This is a genomic window from Chryseobacterium sp. W4I1 (assembly GCF_030816115.1).
In the GTDB taxonomy this organism is placed as follows: domain Bacteria; phylum Bacteroidota; class Bacteroidia; order Flavobacteriales; family Weeksellaceae; genus Chryseobacterium.
Genome location: NZ_JAUSXQ010000001.1, coordinates 1680934 through 1699604 on the forward strand (window position 1 = coordinate 1680934; position 18671 = coordinate 1699604).

Consider the following 18671-nt stretch of genomic DNA (forward strand, 5'->3'; position numbering starts at 1 on the left):
CAAAATTATTTAACCAGAGTCCGGATTAAGAATATTAATATTCTACATTTGAAACTGGAAGTGGTAATAGATCCTGGTCAAGAATAACGCTTGGAGACCTAACCAAAAGGTTCCACCCAATGAGTGAAACCTTCTGCTTATTTTTTTGTATTATCCGTTTTTCCTGATTTATTTTTGGAAGACTTCTGAACATCTTCTTTATCTATATCAGGCGGGTTGGTCTTGTCCGATGAAGCAGGAATATTTTGAAAATCTTCGTTCTGCTTTTTGGTTTCTGCCGAATTTGCAGATTCTTTCTTTTTGTTATCTCCTTTTGAATCCATAGCTTTATATTTTTAGAGTCCTAAAACACCGATTTTACCGGTTTTGTCTTCTATAGTATAATTCAAAGCTTTTGCCAAAACGAAAATATGGTCAAGATTTTCCATTAATTGTTTGCGGCCTTCTGTTCTCAACTGGTTTTGATCGATAGACTTAATCGCAGTTTCTTTAGCTTTCTGGCTCACATTTTTAATGTCTTTTTCTGAAATCCTGTTGAAAAAAGAATCATCCAAAGACTGAATCTCCACACTTGGCGTTATTCTTATGTCTGCATCAGGAAGCTCGGTAATGATCAGTTTTTTGTTGATAGAATCTACTTCCATCTTCATTTTATTTAAATCATAGGAAACCTGCGCATTGGTTTTGGTATACGTAATAATGCTATTGTTTGAAACTTCTTTTCCAAACACTTCGTAGCCCATTTTGGTTTTTTGCATGCTGGAAATATTCTGTTCCATGACTACCATCTTATTCATTCTGGAAATCTGGTTGGTCAGAATATAATAATCTGATTTTTCCGTTTTTCCGCCAAGATTTAAACAAGATTTAAGCCCAAAGAACAGGATCAGCATTACCACAATTCCCGCTACAAATGATATGATTACTTTATAATTTTTCAACACTATTTGCCAAAAATTTCTTTGATTACAGAACCGTCATCTTTTTTCACAATCTCAACCAGATCTCTTTCGATATATCCGGAAGTAGGCATTTCTATGATCCTTCCGATCTCCTTCCCGTATTTTTCTACGATAATGGTAGGGACTTTCTGGATGTTGTAACGAACTTCATCCCCGGTAGGAGATTCCTTTTTACGGTTCACCGCAATAATGGTCACCTTATTATCAGGATACTTTAATTCCTCCAGAATTTTCATCAGTCTCGGGAAATCCCTGTGGCTGTCTTCGCACCAGGTTCCCATAAAAACAACAAGAGAATAGCTGGTAAACTTAGCTTTTCTCAGCTCAGTTATTGCTTTTTGGTCAATAGCATATTCATCATGCTCTTTCACGTACCAGTCTGCATAGGGAGCCTTAAGGAACTGTTCTTTAAACTGATTTCCCAAAAGCATTTTGCCGTCATTCTGGGTTTCCACTTCACGGTTCATCACCACTTTCTGGGCAGATAGCTGTTGGGAAGCTAACATAATGCTTGAAACGGCAACAATATTGGTAATAAATTTTTTCATATTATTTTTCGATAATTGTTTTCAGATCTGCAGGGGAGTAGTACTTGTTTTTAAGGACTTTATGATCTGCTTTTCTGTACACATTAAATTTTTCTCCTGATTTTTCGTAAAAAGATTCTACTCCTTTTTCTTTATAGAATGCTACAGTTTCCTCTGCTTGTTGCTCATTATCGCAGGCTTTAGACATATTGGAACGCTGTACTTCGTTAAATAGTTCTACAAATTTACTGCCAAGTCCGAATTCCAGAACCGCACCGCTTAAAACATACTGCAGATCACACAGCGCATCAGCAATCTCCACGATATCATTGTCTGCAATCGCCTGTTTCAGCTCATTCAGTTCTTCCTGTAAAAGCTCAACTCTAAGGTTGCATCTTTCTGGCGAAGGAATCTGTGGGGTATCTAAAATAGGGGCTTTAAAAGTGGTGTGGAATTCTGCTACCTGGTTCAGACTGTCAATTTTATCCATGAATTTTATTATTTACAGCAAAGATAGAAAACGATTTTGGAAAATTTATAATGCGCATCTATGTTTTACTAAAAATCCACAGCTTAAAAACGGTGGATTTTTTTGTTTTGAAATTTTTCTGAATTGCTTTAAAATTTAAGGATATTTAAGATCATTCATTTTTTAATCTAACATACGATTACTCCAATTCTTCATATTTCCAGATCCCTGAAATACTTAAGACGGTAAGTCCCGGCTGTTTTTCTCCATAACTGAATACACAAAAATATTTTGAATGACAGGATTCACACCCGGTTCCAAAATATAATGTAGGCAGATCATTGAACGTTAATTCTCCAAAATGAAACATTTGCGGTGAAGTCCCGGTAACGATTTTGTTTTTTAATAATTCATTTTTAGAGATTACTTTATCTTCATTATAGATCTGAAAGATAGGAAACCCCGATTTATAGGGAAATATTTCAATGGTATTCTGATGGCCACAATCACAACAGGTAAACTGCGTTGTTGCACACGGAATAATATCATCATTGATGAAATTATTTTTCACTACAGAAACATGTTTTATAATGCTTATTTTTTTTGATATTGAATACATCTGAACTTATTTATTGCTGAATAACTGTGCCTGCCAGGTTATTGTATTTCCCGCTTGGACTTCTTTTTATGGTGATTTTTATGTAACCTTCCTCAGCCAGTTTATTCCATGTTTTCTGGTATCCTGTTGTAATATCAATCGGAATTTTCCACATGGTCTGCTTACCGCCGCCAGACTGATTGAACCACGGGATCACATCGGCTATTTGAGATTTGAAAGGTAATAAATTATTCAAAACATCAATCTCATAATAGAAATCATATTTGTTTTCCGGCTCATTTAATGCTCTCTGAGAAAAAGTATACACATATCCATTGATAATAGGACTTGTAAAGCTACCACCAAGCGTAGGAATTCCCGTTCCGTCATAGCTACCGACCGCTCCGCTGTACCTGTCGAATTTTTGTCCGGCCTGGAACGGAACATCATCTACAATATTATAGCCACCATTCGCAGGAGGCCATCCACCATTTAGAGTATTGGCCGTGAAAAGTACCTCCAAGTCACTCCATTTGCCAAGTCTGTATAAATCAAATGCCTGGTTTCTGATGGCTTGGCTTACGGTTCCGGCTTTATCATAGGTTAGAGCAAACTCATCAGCGTTTTTGTAGAATACATGGGTAACAACTCCCGTTGGGTTATCAGTTTCTTCATTATCCGAACTACAGGCGGCTGAAAAGAATACGGCTGTTATAAAAAAGACATACTTAAATAAATGTTTCATGGTAAAAGTTTTTATGGTTATTATTTTTTATAAAATCTGGTTTTGATTTGCGATATCATTCATTATTGAAATTAAGTTCAGAATAGAATACTGTTCGTTGTAAAACAAAGAAACATATCAGAATTTAGCTCAAATCTGATCGGGTAAGGGTACAAAGGAATTTGAGGGATAAATTTAATTCAAAATTTCAAATAGTGGTGAATTTTTAATAATAAAATATTATGATTAAATATAATATGTTCTGAATTGGTGTTTTATAAAACTATTTATTTTAAATCAATATCTAATCTGGCTTTATCAACGATAGACTTTAAAAAATTAAGTTCAAAAAAAAAGACTGCCGAATGGGCAGTCTTCATAGTGTTTACTTAGCGGTTATTAATTTTTAATGAATCTCTTGGCAGCTTCTCCAATCTGGATCATGTAAGCTCCTTTAATAAGTCCGCTTACATTGACACTGCCTCTTTCTAGTTTTCCTGAATTGATTAGTTTTCCACCCATATCGAAGATCTTATAATCTTCAGATAACGTATTTGAAATATATAATATATTTTCTACAGGGTTCGGATACAGCTTGATATCAGTAATCAAGTTTTTAGTATCAGGGAGTTCTCCTCTTCCTGAAGAAACGATATTCAAGGTATAATCCTCAACCTGTCCGTAAGTATAAGCTTCACATGAAGAAGTAGGCACAGAACTGTACTTCATCATGACTCTCATTCTTGTAGATCCTACGGTTGCTGTTGCAGGAATGGTAATGCTTCCAGTGACAGGAGTTGTTGTAGATCCTGCTTTAGACCATGCCAATTCTCCGCTGTCTGTAAAGTCGCCGTCACCGTTATAGTCAATATACACTGCGTAAGCTTCACTGTAAACCGTTGAAGTCCAGGTTGGAGTTACTGAGATAGTATAAGCGCTTCCTCTGGTCACATTAGTAGAAACGGAAGTGAAGTTTTCATAACCTGCAGTTCCGGTAGAGGTATTATTGATAGTTCCGAATTTCACATTTCCGATTCTTTCATCCGCTGTATTGCTGGCAGAAGAAGAGCAATAAGTAACCGTGCCTCCGGTAAGTGTAGTAACGCTTACGGTATTGCTTGAAGGAGATGTGTTTCCAGCAGCATCTTTAGCTTTAACAGTGAAGCTGTAAGTAGTTGCCGGGGTTAAGCTTGTTACGGTGTATGTTGTAGAAGCTGTATTGCCGATTACTGATCCGTTCATATATACATCATATCCTGTAACTCCTACATTGTCGGTAGCTCCGCTCCATGAAAGGTTTGTAGTAGTAGAAGTAGTTCCGGATGCTGCAAGGGTAGGAGCTGTAGGTGCTACGGTATCTGAACCAGAACCTGCATTCACGGTAATATTAGCATTGTTCACATCAAAGAAGATGTGATTGGAGCCTTTTACCATAATTCTTCCCGTTGTGGTGGATACATTTGGAATGGTCACAGCCTGGGTTCCGTCATTTGGCGTTCCGGCAAGAAGGGTCGTCCAGGTATTTCCACTGTCTGTTGACCATAAAATATCTACATTAGCTGCGTTTACGCCATTGGCAGTGGTTCCTGCCACGTTCCATGTTACCGTCTGAGAGCTGCCTCCAGCATAAGACGTCGCTGAGTTTTGTGAACTTACGGTGAATGGTCCTGCTGTTGCGTTTACGGTAATTAAAGCATCGTCAGAATTATTTCCGGAGCCTCCGGCACGGTTGTCACGTACGGTAAATCTGAAATTTAGTGATCTTGCTACATTAGACAGGGCTTCAACTGTAATTTCTGAACCTGCAGTAGTGGTTCCACCGGTTAGTATAGATGCCATTCTAGGGAAATACCTTACCGGAGAAGCTGTAGGGGTCCATGATCTGAAAGTTGGGCCTGAAGCTTTTGTTGCACTTGCAGCTGAACTGGCTCCTGTCTGGGATGATGAAGCGTTGTCCATTTGCTCCCAGATATAAGTGAGTGAATCTCCATTGGCATCGGTTCCGGTTCCTGTAAGAACAAAAGGAGTTCCTTTTGGAATGGTATAATCAAGGCCGGCATTGGCAGTAGGAATGGAATTTCCTGTAGAGGTGCTTACCGGGCAGGTTTTAGCTTTAATATTATTGGTGATCTGCTGGATGCTTATTGCGTGGAAAAATGCATCTGAATGGGGCTGAATATCCTGAGCAGTAATTCCTGCATAGCCCATAATGGTTGATCCCGAACCTGGCTCCATATTGGCTCCTGTTCCTTCATTGTTCATTGAGAAGGTGTGATTTCCTCCAAACTGATGTCCCATTTCGTGAGCTACATAATCAATATCGAAATTATCTCCTGAAGGAATGGCATCTGCAGGAGAAGTATATCCGCTACCTTTTGAGCCGTTTGTACAGACACAGCCGATGCACCCTGCATTTCCGCCACCGCCTGAAGCTCCGAATAAATGCCCGATGTCATAATTAGCTTCTCCAATCACTGAAGTAAGTGTGCTTTGCAGCTGAGAATTCCAGCTGCTCATTCCTGAAGCTGCAGAATAAGGATCTGTAGAAGCGTTGGTGTAAATAACAGCGTCGTTATTCGCAATCAGAACCATTCTTGCAGCAAAATCTTTTTCAAAGACGCCGTTCACGCGGGTCATCGTATTATTGATGGCTGCAAGTGCATTGGCTTTTGTTCCTCCGAAATATACCGTATATTCTCCTGTTGTGGATAAAGCAAGTCTGAAAGTTCTCAGCTTGGCATCATCAGCATTAGGTCTTGCGGCAATATTGGTGTTGGATACTCCTTTTTGAGCTACATCGATAACTGTACATTCAAATTTATTGAGATCATCTTTTTTATCTGATTTTCTGTAGACTACATAAGAAGAAAGGTCTTTGGCGTATGGCTCAATGAAAACTGCAGATTTGTCACCGTAGATTTCCATTGAAGACAGTCCAAGAGGAGAAATACTGAAATAGACTGTTGAGTTGGGATCGTTCAGGCCTTCGCCTACGTACGATTTGATATCCGGATATTTCGCGGCAAGCTGAGGATCGAAGTTGGAGTTTTCCCTTACTTTAAAATTCTCCATCTTTCCTTCGGAATTGGGAAAAGAAATAATGGTTTCTGACTTTTCTCCCGGAGCCAGTTTTTTGGGAGCTTTTGCAAGGGCGTTTTTTAATCCGGCAAAATCTAAACTGTAGATCTTCGGATTATTGATTCGGGTTTTGTTTTCAAAAATGTCTGAAGGTGCTTTTTTTGAACCTTCACTCCAAAGACGGTCAGTCTGCGCGAAAGAAATGCCTGTAATCAGAAGCATCCCGATCATGGATAATTGTTTTTTCATATTATAATTATTTTGATTGAGGTATATCAAAGCTAATAAAAATTATATTACGAAAAACAAAATTTTTTAAGAAAAATTTAGACTATACATATAATATATTATGCGATACATTGAATATAGTTAAAAAACATAAAGTCTCAAAAAAAGAAAATAGCATACGCAAAATACGTATGCTATTGAGTTTATTAAGGAATAATTCTATTACATTTTATCGTCAGCAGTAGGCCCGTAAAGTCCGGGAACTTTATTACCTGTTGACCTAAGATATACTACAAGCTCTCCTCTGTGATGATACAAGTGATTGTATAAAAATCCTCTGATCACCTGTATTTTTTGAGCAGGAGGGAAAATAACATTTCCGTTCATTTCCATCTTCCATTCATTAAAATAAGTATTTTCATCAGAGTTTTCTAAAACCTGCTGAGCTTTGGCAACATTTTCTTCAAACTTGGCAACAATATTCTCAACTTTGGAAATATCACCTTTGTCATATTGATAATTTCCCATATCAAATACATCCCGGTTGAATGTGGGATCATACCAGTTGTAAACTTCAGCGATATGCGAGGCTAGCTGACCAGTAGTCCAGTTCTTTTCAGAAGGTTTCCAGTCTAAAGCAGTGTCGGGAATTGCTTTTAAAATTTTCCTGGTATTTTCTGCTTCATACAAAAATTCGCCTAAAAGAGCTTGTTTAATCATTTGTGTTGTTTTTATAAATTATTTTGTAATATCTCTTCCAATGACCATTCTCTGGATCTCTGAAGTTCCTTCACCTATTGTACATAATTTAGAATCTCTGTAGAATTTCTCAGCAGGGAAGTCCTTTGTATATCCGTAACCTCCGAAGATCTGAACTGCATTGTTAGAAATCCTTACACATGCCTCAGAAGCATACAATTTTGCCATTGCTCCTTCTTTGGTCATTTTTTGCTTGGCATTTTTCAATGTTGAAGCTCTTTGGATCAACAGTTCAGCCGCATCAATTTCTGTTGCCATATCGGCAAGCATAAAGTTGATGGCCTGGAATTCAGCGATTGCTTTTCCAAACTGATGTCTTTCTTTAGCATATTTTAAAGCCGCTTTGTAAGCGCCTCTTGCTGTTCCTAAACTTAAAGCCGCGATAGAAATTCTCCCACCGTCCAAAATTTTCATAGCCTGCTTGAATCCTTCTCCAACCTCACCCAAACGGTGTGAATCCGGTACACGAACACTGTCAAAAATAAGTTCAGCAGTTTCGGAAGCACGCATTCCCAGTTTATTTTCTTTCTTCCCGGAAGTAAAACCAGGCATTCCTTTTTCTAAAACAAAAGCAGTAGAGTTATTTTTAGCTCCTATTTCGCCTGTTCTTGTCATTACTACAGCAATATCTCCAGAAATTGCGTGAGTAATAAAGTTTTTAGCTCCGTTGATGATCCATTCGTCGCCATCTTTTACAGCAGTAGTAGACATCCCTCCTGAATCAGAACCAGTATTATGTTCTGTAAGTCCCCATGCTCCGATTACTTTTCCAGACGCAAGTTGTGGAAGCCATTTGTTTCTCTGCTCCTCATTTCCAAATTCATAAATATGATTGGTACATAGTGAATTGTGTGCAGCCACAGAAAGACCTATAGATGGGTCTACCTGAGAGATCTCATCCAGAATAGTAACATACTCATGATAACCCAGACCGGAACCGCCGTACTGCTCAGGAACCACAATACCCATGAATCCCATTTCTCCCAACTGGTGAAATAAGTCTTTTGGAAAAGTTTGGCTCTCATCCCACTCCATAATATTCGGTCTGATATTTTTTTCAGCAAACTCTCTTGCTGTTTCCGCTATCATTTTAATGTTGTCAATAGTCTCTGTGTTCATATAGATAAAAATAGTTAGTTCCCAAAGATAATTAAATTGACGGAAAGCCAAAAATAATTATTCAGTTCATAGTGTTGTGTATGCAATAATTTAATAATCAGTTTTTTATATTTGTATAATTAATGATTAGTTAATCGGATTTTCATAATTATAAGTGTTTTATTTTACTATTTTAGTCTCCCAATTTTTAAGTATGAAAAAACTTTTATTTCCTGTAATTTTGATTTCGGCACTTGTTGCTGCTCAGGCGCCAGCAGGGTACTATAATGGAACAGTGGGACTTACAGGCTATGCGCTGAAGTCTAAGCTGCGTGATATTATTGCTAAAAAAAATATCAACTGGCATTATGGTGATCTTTCCAATTATTACAATCAAACTGATCTTGATACATATTATGACCATAATGCAAGTAATACGGAATATCTTCTAGATATTTATTCAGAGATTCCTGCAGGTCCCGATGCTTATGAATATACCTCGGCAGACTTAATAAGTACTTCAGGAGCTGAAGGCTTAGGTTTTAATAGGGAACATGCTGTGCCGCAGAGTACTTTTAACAGTAATTATCCAATGTATTCTGATTTACATTTTGTGATCCCTACAGATGCAAGAATCAATCAGCTTAGAAATAATTATCCTTATGGTGTTGGAAATTCCACAGTTCATCATACATTTACAAACTCATCCAAAATTGCCGATAGTGCTATTCCCAATTATGTTTATACGAATAGGGTTTATGAGCCGTTGGATGAATTTAAGGGAGATATCGCCAGGATGTTGCTCTATTTTGCCGTAAGATATGAAGATAAACTGTCGTCATTTAATTATTCAACCAATATTAATCCTGCGATAGACCGGTCTCCTTTTGATGGAACTGCAGAACGGGCTTTTGATCCTGCTTATATTTCAATGCTTCTTCAATGGCATCTTCAGGATCCAGTATCTCAAAGGGAAATAGACCGAAATAACGCCATCTATATTATTCAGAAAAACAGGAATCCCTTTATTGATAACCCGCAATGGGTGAATTCTATCTGGGCACAGACCCCTGATGCTGTTGTGCCACAGGCTCCTTTAAATTTAAATTCCATCCAATCGGGAGCTTACTACACTCAACTGGTGTGGTCTCCAAGTACAAGTTCAGATGTTATCGGGTATAATATTTATCAGAATGGTATTTTCTTAACCGCCACAAAATCTACATCAATAGTTATTGATCATCTGACCCCTTCCACCGCTTATTCGTTTACCGTAAAAGCGTATGACGAAGGCTATCTTCAATCTGCTGACAGTAATTTAATTACAGTATCCACATCAGCTGCTGACACAAACTCCAGGGATCTTTTTATCATTAAATATATTGAAGGCACAGATAATAACAAAGCTCTGGAAATTGTAAACAGAACAGGTCATGAAGTAGATTTAAACAATTACAGGATACGGGTACAATATTATAATAATACAAATGGTTCTTATTATTTTGGTAACAGTTTTGAGCTTGAAGGTAAAATACCCAATAATGAAAATTTTGTTATTCTGAATCCTAAGTCTTTTTTATCATGCTACACCAATAATGATGCACGGTTTCTTACAGCGGGTGATGCTTTAGCTTTTAAAGGAACCCAATATGTAGAACTAGCCTATAAATCAACTACGATTGATGCTATAGGAAGTAAGTTTGTAAGTAATTCATATGGAGATATTTCCCTTTACAGGAAAAATACGGTTACCCAACCGGCTACCACTTTTAATATCAGTGAATGGGATTCTTTTCCTGTAGACTACTGTCAGAATCTTGGCGGAACACTATCTACAACTGATCTGATTACAGCAAATGAAGAATTTAAAATACATCCAAACCCTGTTGATGATGATATTTTTGTAAATGGAGAGACTCAGAATGTCAGAACTGCTCAGATACTGGATGCTTCAGGAAAAGTAATTTCTACAGAAAAAAATCCGTTTAAAAATAAGAAAAATATTTCCGTGCAGGCTCTTCCTGCCGCATTCTATTTCCTGAAGCTTGATGACAAGGTACATCGGTTTATCAAAAAGTAATGCATAATTATTTGTCATTGCGGACGATTTCATTCCCATGTTGTTAAAAAAACAGGCATTTGTTGCGTACATAATAAAGTATGAAAAGAGGGATAAACATCGGAACTAAAAATTGCGTATTGCCATTCATTACGTTCTCTAAAACCTTATAAATAATACATCATTGATATAAGCAGATTCACTAATAATCATTATCTATAAGTGTTTCTGCTTATATTTTTTATATATAAGTAATTATGCTTATATTTGCATAATGATAGCGGTCATCACCGGTGATATTATAAATTCACAGCATGCAGACACAGAAGTTTGGATCACCAGACTCAAGAATCTCCTGGAAAACTGGGGAAGTTCACCGCTCGCATGGGAAATCTACAGAGGAGACGAATTTCAGTTCAAGTGCAGTATTGATGAAGTATTCTGGCGTTTCCTAGCCATTAAGTCCCTTATAAGAAGTCAGGAAAATTTAGACGTAAGGATTGCTATAGGCATCGGGGAAGAGAATTTTTCCTCTGAAAAAATTACCGAGTCCAACGGAACGGCTTACGTACATTCCGGAAGGCTGCTGAATGACCTTAAAAATGACGGGCATACCGTTTCCATAAAAACCTCGAACGAAGCCGTAGACCGTGATCTGAATATCCTGCTGAAATGGTCTTCCAAAGATTTTGATAACTGGACGGTAGCTACAGCAGAGATCATCCACGAAATGATCATGAACGAAGATCTCACACAGGAAGATCTTGCCAGGAAGTTTGCAATCTCACAGTCCTCCGTAAGTCAGAGGCTGAAACGTGCTAACTACGAACTTATCGTAGAAACTAATCAATACTTTAGAAAGAAAATCTCAGAACTGTAAGCATGATCTTTATTAAACTCATATTGGCACATCTACTCGGAGATTTTATTCTTCAGCCAGATTCTTGGGTTGCAGATAAAGAACGCCGTAAGCTGAAAAGCCCTTATTTGTATCTTCATGTTTTGATCCACATCATTTTAAATTTTGTTTTTCTATGGAATACAGATCTGTGGTGGGTTTCACTCCTTGTTGGGATTACTCATCTTATTATTGATGCTTCAAAACTCATCTTCCAGAATGTAAAAAATAAAAAAAGATGGTTTTTTATCGATCAGATGCTTCATATTCTTGTGATTGTAGGAATCTCATTTTACTTTAAAGAATTTAGTTTTGATTTTCTGAACAATCAGGAAATTTTAAAAATAGTAATGGCAGCATTGTTTCTGACAACGCCTGCTTCAATTTTTATTAAAATATTATTGTCTTCGTGGACCCCGGTTCCGGAGACTCAAAGCAGCTTACAAACTGACTCTTTATCGAGTGCAGGGAAATATATCGGAATACTGGAACGTCTTCTGGTTTTCACTTTTATTATGGTGAACCATTGGGAAGGCGTAGGTTTTATGGTAGCAGCCAAATCCGTTTTCAGGTTCAGTGATCTGGCGCAGGCCAAGCAGAGAAAACTTACAGAATACGTACTGATCGGTACATTACTGAGTTTTGGACTGGCAGTTTTAACAGGAATTTTAATTAAGTAATATAAAATAAATCTAACTAATAAGACAATTTAGAAATGGAAAAGAAAGAAATGTTGTACGAAGGTAAAGCAAAACAAGTATTTGCTACCGATAATCCTGATCAAGTAGTCGTACGTTTCAAAGACGATGCTACAGCATTTAATGCTCAAAAAAGAGGATCTGTGGATCTGAAAGGTGAAATGAACAATGCCATCACCACTTTGATTTTTGAATATTTAAATGAAAAAGGGATTAAAACTCATTTCATCAAACAATTGGACGAAAGAGAGCAATTGGTAAAGAAAGTATCCATTATTCCTTTGGAAATGGTTGTAAGAAACTATTCTGCAGGAAGCATGGCTCAAAGATTAGGAGTGGAAGAAGGAATAAAATCTCCGGTTACCATCTTCGATATCTGCTATAAAAAAGACGAATTGGGAGATCCGTTGATCAATGACCACCATGCCGTTTTCTTAGGAGCAGCAACATATGAAGAGCTTGATGAAATGTATGAGCTAACTTCTGATATCAACGATATTCTGATCGATCTTTTTGATAAGATGAACATTATACTGGTTGATTTCAAAATTGAATTAGGGAAAACTTCAGACGGGGAAATCATCCTTGCAGACGAAATTTCTCCTGATACATGCAGACTTTGGGACAAAGATACCATGAAAAAACTGGATAAAGACAGATTCAGAAGAGATCTTGGAGAAGTTACCGAGGCTTATGTAGAAATCTACAATCGTCTTAAAACTCTTCTTCAGAAATAAGATTTTAGATAAAAATTAGATGTTAAGTTTTTGTATTTAACATAATATTTAATTTTTCATCTAATTAAAATCTATCAAAATAAAATCTAGATTAGAAAAAATAGAAATGAAAAGTTTAGACATTCATAAAAGTGAATATTTAAAACAGTTTAAAGACCAGACCTACGGAAGGAATCTTTTCAGAACGCAGGAAGAAGAAAGGCTGGATGCCCCCAATGAGGAGTGCGGGATCTTCGGAATGTATTCTGATAATGATCTGGATACGTTTTCTCTTTCACAGTTCGGACTTTTTGCCCTGCAACACAGAGGACAGGAAGCCTGTGGTATTTCCGTTTTAAAGGACGGGAGGATCACCAATATGAAAGATGAAGGACTGGTTTTGGATGTTTATAAAGAAATTCAGGACCCTGAGACTTTTATGGGAAATTCTGCAATCGGTCATACCCGTTATACCACTGCAGGAGACAAAAAGAAGTATAATTTTCAGCCGTTCTTCGCAAAAAACGAATACGACCAGATTATTCTTTCTATAGCGCACAACGGTAATCTTACCAATGCGAGAGAATTAAAAAATGAATTGGAAGCTGAAGGCGTAGTTTTCAGAGCCACTTCCGATTCTGAGGTGATCTTAAGATTGATCCAGAAAAATCTTGACTTAGGGCTTCGTGGAGCGATTAAAGCTACCATGGAAAAAATAGAAGGCGCTTATTCCGTAGTAGGGATGACGAGAAATAAATTCTTTGCTTTCAGGGATTTCAATGGGATCCGTCCATTGGTTTTGGGTGCTGTTGATGAAAAGACGTATGTTGTTGCTTCAGAATCCGTTGCTTTGGATGCGGTGGGTGCGCAATATGTACGTGATATTCTTCCGGGAGAGATCATTTATACCAATGAAAACGAGCCTGGAAAGCTTAATTCTTATATGGTGGATGAAAGCAAAGGAAAACAGAGAATTTGTTCATTTGAGTACATCTATTTCGCAAGACCTGACTCTACCTTAGAAAATATCAACGTTTATGAGATCAGAGAAAAGTCAGGTGAAAAGATCTGGGAACAGGCACCTGTAGAAGCAGATATTGTAATTGGAGTTCCCGATTCAGGAGTTCCGGCTGCCATAGGCTTCTCAAAAGCTTCCGGAATACCTTTCCGCCCCGTTCTGATCAAGAACAGATACATCGGAAGAAGCTTCATCGTTCCTACACAGGAAATGAGAGAAAGAGTAGTGAACCTTAAGTTGAACCCGATCATTTCTGAGATCAAGGATAAGAGAGTAGTGATCATCGATGATTCTATTGTTAGGGGAACTACTTCTAAAAGATTGGTTAAAATATTAAAGGATGCAGGCGTAAAAGAGATTCACTTCAGAAGTGTTTCTCCACCAATTATTGCTCCTTGTTATTTAGGAATTGATACGCCTTCAAAAGACGACTTGATTTCCGCCAATATGACTACTGAAGAGCTTAGAAATTATCTGGGCGTAGATTCTTTGGAATTTTTAAGTACAGACAGCCTGAAAGAGATTTTAGGATCTGCCAACCACTGTTTCGGATGTTTTACAGAAGAATATCCGGTAGGAAAAGGAGAGGAGGTAGAATTATTTAATTAATAGTTCTCAATTTAAAATAAAATGGGAGCCAGGGCATTGATGACCTGGCTTCTTTTGTTTTTATAAATGTATCAAAAGCTTAATATTCTTGTATTACACAATACCGGAGCAAATTCTAATTTTGTCCTATTAAGCTTTAAGGATATGAAAAAAGTGTTTTTAATGGGAATTTTTCTGGCATTTGCCCAGATATATTCCTCACAGTCTTTCGATAAGCAGGCACATCGGGGAGGAAAGTCCTTGTATCCGGAAAATACAATTCCGGCGATGAAGAACGCCTTGAAAATGAACATTACAACATTAGAAATGGACCTTGCGATCACGAAAGATAAAAAAGTAATCCTTTCCCATGATGCTTTTCTTTCCCCTGAATTGGTAACAAAGCCGGATGGTACTTATATTCCGAAAGATTCCGGGTTTTACTACAAAATTTATGATATGCCTTATGCAAAGATCCGGACATTTGATGTTGGCTTAAAAAAACTTCAAAACTATCCTGACCAAAAGAAAATGAAGGCTCAGAAACCTTTATTCTCAGATGTAATAGATGCTTGTGAGGCTTACTCCCGTGAACTGAAGAGACCTTTACCTTTTTATAATATAGAAACTAAAACACGCCCTTTCTCTGATAATATCTTTCATCCGGAACCAAAAGAATTTGTAGATCTGATGATGAAAATTATTGTAGAAAAAGGAATTCAGGACCGCGTCATTATTCAGTCATTTGATCCAAGAACACTGGAAATCATTCATAAAGAGTATCCAAAGATAATGACGGCTTTACTGGTGGAAAAAGTAGATGATAAAAAACGGGCACAGCAACAGGCGTATTTTAAAAATATACCTGCGGAGAAATTCAGGCAATATCCCGATCATCTGAACGGCGTAGATGGAGATTTAAAATTTATAAGCTTTGTTCCCACCATTTACAGTCCTGATCATACACTTGTCACTCCAGAACTTGTAAAGGAATGTCATCAATTGGGAATGAAAGTGATACCATGGACGGTCAATACTAAAGAGAGATTAAAGGAATTAAAAGATATGAGAATAGATGGAGCGATCAGCGATGATCCAAGAATATTCGAATAATTTGGGTTATGCGGGTACGTTTTTGAATGTCAGAGTGTCTTAGAGTTCGAAAGCTTAATACATTGAGAAATATTGATAGAATGACAAATATGTTGTGGCTGGAGGACTCAAAGCCACCAGCAATAATATCTGAAATCTGGTGTCTGAAATCATAATTAACCAAAAACGAAAGTCCGGACTTAAAAATTTAAATCCGGACTTTACTATAGGTTAAATAATTGATTGTCTTTGTTAGAACTTATAGTTCAGACCTAGCTGAAATGCTCTGTGATTAAGAGGCTCAGTTCCTTCAGGTTTTTGATTTCTCATATCCGTAAGACTGTTGATATATCTTGCATTGATACCAAGATTCTGTGTAATATCATATCCAAGACCTAAACCAAGACCTAAATTAAACTTATTCACATTATCTTTATTAATGTCATCAGAATTAGTTACAGTCTGTGTCGTTGTTACACCGCCAACAGTAGTAGCAACAGAACTTTCTCCGGAATTTTTACCATTGATGAAATAACTGAACTCAGGACCTGCCTCTACATAAAACCTTTCAGTTGGTCTCATCTGTACCATTAAAGGCACTGAAATATAATTCATTGTAGTTTTGTATTCGCTCTTCGTTTTAACGTTAGTGTTACCCGTTGTTACATCCGTAGATGAAACTACATTTCTTGCTCCCAACTGGTTGTATAAAACCTCTGGCTGCAAGCTGAATTTCTGAGAAAGTGGAATATTAACTAAAACCCCGGCATGGAATCCTATTTTCTGGTTATTAAGACTTAATTTTTGCTCACTGAAATAAGCTGAGTTTCCTCCCGCTTTGATCCCGAATCTGATCGGTTGTTTTTCCTTTTTAATAGGGTCTGTGTTTACTGTAGTTTGTGTTTCCTGAGCAAATGTCATTGCGCTGGCAGCAACTGCCAACCCTAAAAATAACTTCTTCATAATTTTATTTTTTTATTTTACTATTTTACTTCTCACCCGATTTTTCAATCAGACTTGATTTATTTTGCAAAATGCTTGCCAAACTCGGAAAAGCCTTATTTACAGGGCCTTTACAGAGATTTCGGTGTTGCTTTTTTTATATCATCATTCGTTTATCATAAAAATAATGACAGGTAAAAATTCAATTTTAAAGATAATTTTTCGTTAAAATAACTTTAAAACTGATGATTTAATATCGCTATAAAATTGAAAAGAAATTAAGGAAAGCTCTTGTATTTATTTGAAGTTTTAAGAAGATCACGGACGTTTAATTATTATTCCAGATTAAACTATAAGGCCAATCCGGTTTTTTTTGAATGTTTAATTAAAATATAAATGCCGGATTCTAATGAACCCGGCTGTGATTGGGAATTAATAAAATTTCTAATTAAATTTATAAGCTAAGCCAACCTGAAAGGCGTTATTTCTAACGGTATCTCCTGTATTAAGCTTGTTATTTTAGTTGAATTTGTATGCTACACCTACCTGGAATGCATTATTTCTGATAGCATCTCCGCTATTATGCTTATAGATATCTGTAATTCCTGCAGTAAATCTTGCTGTAACTCCAAAGTTTTGAGTAAAATAATATCCGGCACCAATTCCGATTCCAAAATTAAATTTGTTATGCAGATCTTTAACGATATCTTCTGAGAAAGTTGTGGTTTCTGTAGTCGTAGTGTTCCCGGAATTTCTGGCTACCGTAATATCACCTTTGTTTTTTCCGCCTAAAAGAAGCCCGAATTCAGGTCCTGCTTCTACATAAAGTTGAGGAAGGATGTTATACTGAACCATTACCGGTAAAGTAAGGTAATTTAATGTTTTTTTATAATCTAAATCCCTGCTGTATCGGTCAGAATTGATGTAATACACTTCTCTTTCCTCTGTTTTAGAACCCAACTGGCTGAAAAGAAGTTCAGGCTGAATGCTGAATTTTTCGGCCACGGGAATATGAGCAAATATCCCGGCATTGAAGCCCGGTTTCAGTTTCTGATCGTTATCGTACTGATCGGCTTTGCTCAGAGTAGAAGCATTAAATCCAGCTTTTACCCCAAAGGTTACCGGAGAAGCAGATTTAGTTTTTTCTTGTGCAGTTGCTAAAAAGCTTCCTGTGATTGCTAATCCTAAAATTAGTTTTTTCATGATTTTAAAGTTTAATTTTATTCACCCACACTGCAGCAAAATTCCCGCCAAAGAGAATAAAGTGATAAAAGTCATGTGAAAGGCGAAAAGGTCAGATTTAATGAATAAACCTGACCTTTTCTATTGAAATCAATTTGTATATGAAGAAACTTTGTGCTGTCTGTATGATAAAAAAATCAAGTCATCCAGCCAGTTTGTTTATATAGGCAAACTCCTTGCCAAAAATAATCAGTTAACAATAACATAACAAAAAACCGGATCAAATGAATGACCCGGTTCTTCTATTAAATATAAAATTTGTTTTCTGAATGTGTTGAAGCCTATTTGAATTTATAAGCTAATCCTACTTGGAATACATTGTTTTTTACAGAATCAGAACCATTAGGTCTGTCTTTAGCTATATCTGTTAAACCTGCAACGTATCTAGCCGTAATTCCAAAGTTTTGTGTGAAATAATATCCCGCACCAAGACCGATACCAAAGTTGAATGTTTTTAAATCATCCTTATAGTTATCAGAAGTAGATGAGTTACCATTAGTTTCATTTTTGATCTTATTTTTGGCACTTACTAAGAATCCAAACTCAGGACCTGCTTCTACATATAAGTTAGGAATCAAATTGTACTGGAACATTACCGGTACTGCGATATAATCTAACTTAGTTGAAGAAGAATATTTATTCCCTAATACAGTGTAATCTGATTTTGCACCATATTGAGAGTATAATACTTCCGGCTGAACGCTGAATGATTCTGCAACTGGAATGTTTGCAAATACTCCCGCATTGAAACCGATTTTAGATTTTTGATCATCCAAACCTTCGTCTTTAGAAAGAGAAGATACGTTCATTCCACCTTTCACACCAAATGTTACGGGGTTAGAAGAAGATGTTGGAGTTTGTTGAGCGAATGCCAGTGAACTTGCAGTTACTGCTAATCCTAAAATTAACTTTTTCATAACTTTAATTTTTTAATATTTTACTATTCTTAATTCTAAATTTTACTACTGTCAACCC

General features: G+C 36.8%; 18 protein-coding genes. 6 read left to right on the forward strand and 12 right to left on the reverse strand.

All coding sequences use genetic code 11. The features are described 5' to 3' along the window. Nucleotides 1-137: 137 nt before the first annotated feature. The 9 genes from QF044_RS07725 to QF044_RS07765 form a co-directional block, all read right to left on the reverse strand. Entirely contained in the window at nucleotides 138-323 is a 186-nt protein-coding gene (locus QF044_RS07725) for a hypothetical protein (protein ID WP_307265664.1), read from the reverse strand. Between the two features lie 12 nt (nucleotides 324-335). Continuing rightward, complete coding sequence (locus QF044_RS07730; RefSeq protein ID WP_307265665.1) at nucleotides 336-941, reverse strand: DUF4230 domain-containing protein; 606 nt, start codon at nucleotides 939-941, stop codon at nucleotides 336-338. A 2-nt stretch (nucleotides 942-943) separates the two neighbouring features. Next, nucleotides 944-1510 (reverse strand): thioredoxin family protein, encoded by a 567-nt coding sequence (locus tag QF044_RS07735; protein ID WP_307265666.1) that lies wholly within the window; start codon nucleotides 1508-1510, stop codon nucleotides 944-946. A 1-nt stretch (nucleotide 1511) separates the two neighbouring features. Then, entirely contained in the window at nucleotides 1512-1979 is a 468-nt protein-coding gene (locus tag QF044_RS07740) for a nucleoside triphosphate pyrophosphohydrolase family protein (protein WP_307265667.1), read from the reverse strand. 178 nt (nucleotides 1980-2157) lie between these two features. Continuing rightward, nucleotides 2158-2577 (reverse strand): hypothetical protein, encoded by a 420-nt coding sequence (locus QF044_RS07745; protein WP_307265668.1) that lies wholly within the window; start codon nucleotides 2575-2577, stop codon nucleotides 2158-2160. Between the two features lie 10 nt (nucleotides 2578-2587). Beyond that, a complete protein-coding gene (locus QF044_RS07750; RefSeq protein ID WP_307265669.1) occupies nucleotides 2588-3301 on the reverse strand; it encodes a glycohydrolase toxin TNT-related protein in 714 nt (237 codons plus the stop codon). A 378-nt stretch (nucleotides 3302-3679) separates the two neighbouring features. Continuing rightward, nucleotides 3680-6607, reverse strand: coding sequence for a zinc-dependent metalloprotease (locus QF044_RS07755; protein WP_307265670.1), 2928 nt, complete (start codon nucleotides 6605-6607; stop codon nucleotides 3680-3682). Between the two features lie 201 nt (nucleotides 6608-6808). Continuing rightward, nucleotides 6809-7306, reverse strand: a complete 498-nt coding sequence (locus tag QF044_RS07760; RefSeq protein ID WP_307265671.1) for a DinB family protein — start codon at nucleotides 7304-7306, stop codon at nucleotides 6809-6811. An 18-nt stretch (nucleotides 7307-7324) separates the two neighbouring features. Next, the gene (locus QF044_RS07765; RefSeq protein ID WP_073330856.1) at nucleotides 7325-8464 is read right to left on the reverse strand and encodes an acyl-CoA dehydrogenase family protein; all 1140 of its coding nucleotides are present in this window, start codon (nucleotides 8462-8464) and stop codon (nucleotides 7325-7327) included. Between the two features lie 193 nt (nucleotides 8465-8657). Between QF044_RS07765 and QF044_RS07770 the strand changes: the two genes are divergently transcribed. From QF044_RS07770 to QF044_RS07795, 6 genes are all read left to right on the forward strand, one after another. Next, nucleotides 8658-10523 carry an endonuclease gene (locus tag QF044_RS07770; protein ID WP_307265674.1) on the forward strand — a complete coding sequence of 622 codons (1866 nt, stop codon included), beginning with the start codon at nucleotides 8658-8660 and terminating at the stop codon, nucleotides 10521-10523. Nucleotides 10524-10776: 253 nt separating this feature from the next. After that, entirely contained in the window at nucleotides 10777-11382 is a 606-nt protein-coding gene (locus tag QF044_RS07775; protein WP_307265676.1) for a SatD family protein, read from the forward strand. Between the two features lie 2 nt (nucleotides 11383-11384). Next, nucleotides 11385-12080 carry a DUF3307 domain-containing protein gene (locus tag QF044_RS07780; RefSeq protein ID WP_307265678.1) on the forward strand — a complete coding sequence of 232 codons (696 nt, stop codon included), beginning with the start codon at nucleotides 11385-11387 and terminating at the stop codon, nucleotides 12078-12080. A 35-nt stretch (nucleotides 12081-12115) separates the two neighbouring features. Beyond that, nucleotides 12116-12835 carry a phosphoribosylaminoimidazolesuccinocarboxamide synthase gene (gene purC / locus QF044_RS07785; protein WP_307265680.1) on the forward strand — a complete coding sequence of 240 codons (720 nt, stop codon included), beginning with the start codon at nucleotides 12116-12118 and terminating at the stop codon, nucleotides 12833-12835. 106 nt (nucleotides 12836-12941) lie between these two features. Then, nucleotides 12942-14441 (forward strand): amidophosphoribosyltransferase, encoded by a 1500-nt coding sequence (gene purF / locus QF044_RS07790; protein ID WP_307265683.1) that lies wholly within the window; start codon nucleotides 12942-12944, stop codon nucleotides 14439-14441. Between the two features lie 162 nt (nucleotides 14442-14603). Further along, the gene (locus QF044_RS07795; RefSeq protein WP_307265685.1) at nucleotides 14604-15533 is read left to right on the forward strand and encodes a glycerophosphodiester phosphodiesterase family protein; all 930 of its coding nucleotides are present in this window, start codon (nucleotides 14604-14606) and stop codon (nucleotides 15531-15533) included. A gap of 231 nt (nucleotides 15534-15764) precedes the next feature. Here QF044_RS07795 and QF044_RS07800 read toward each other — a convergent pair whose 3' ends face one another. The 3 genes from QF044_RS07800 to QF044_RS07810 form a co-directional block, all read right to left on the reverse strand. Further along, nucleotides 15765-16475 (reverse strand): porin family protein, encoded by a 711-nt coding sequence (locus QF044_RS07800; RefSeq protein WP_307265686.1) that lies wholly within the window; start codon nucleotides 16473-16475, stop codon nucleotides 15765-15767. 498 nt (nucleotides 16476-16973) lie between these two features. Continuing rightward, nucleotides 16974-17657 (reverse strand): porin family protein, encoded by a 684-nt coding sequence (locus tag QF044_RS07805; protein ID WP_307265688.1) that lies wholly within the window; start codon nucleotides 17655-17657, stop codon nucleotides 16974-16976. 320 nt (nucleotides 17658-17977) lie between these two features. After that, complete coding sequence (locus QF044_RS07810) at nucleotides 17978-18613, reverse strand: porin family protein (protein ID WP_307265690.1); 636 nt, start codon at nucleotides 18611-18613, stop codon at nucleotides 17978-17980. Between the last annotated feature and the right edge of the window lie 58 nt (nucleotides 18614-18671).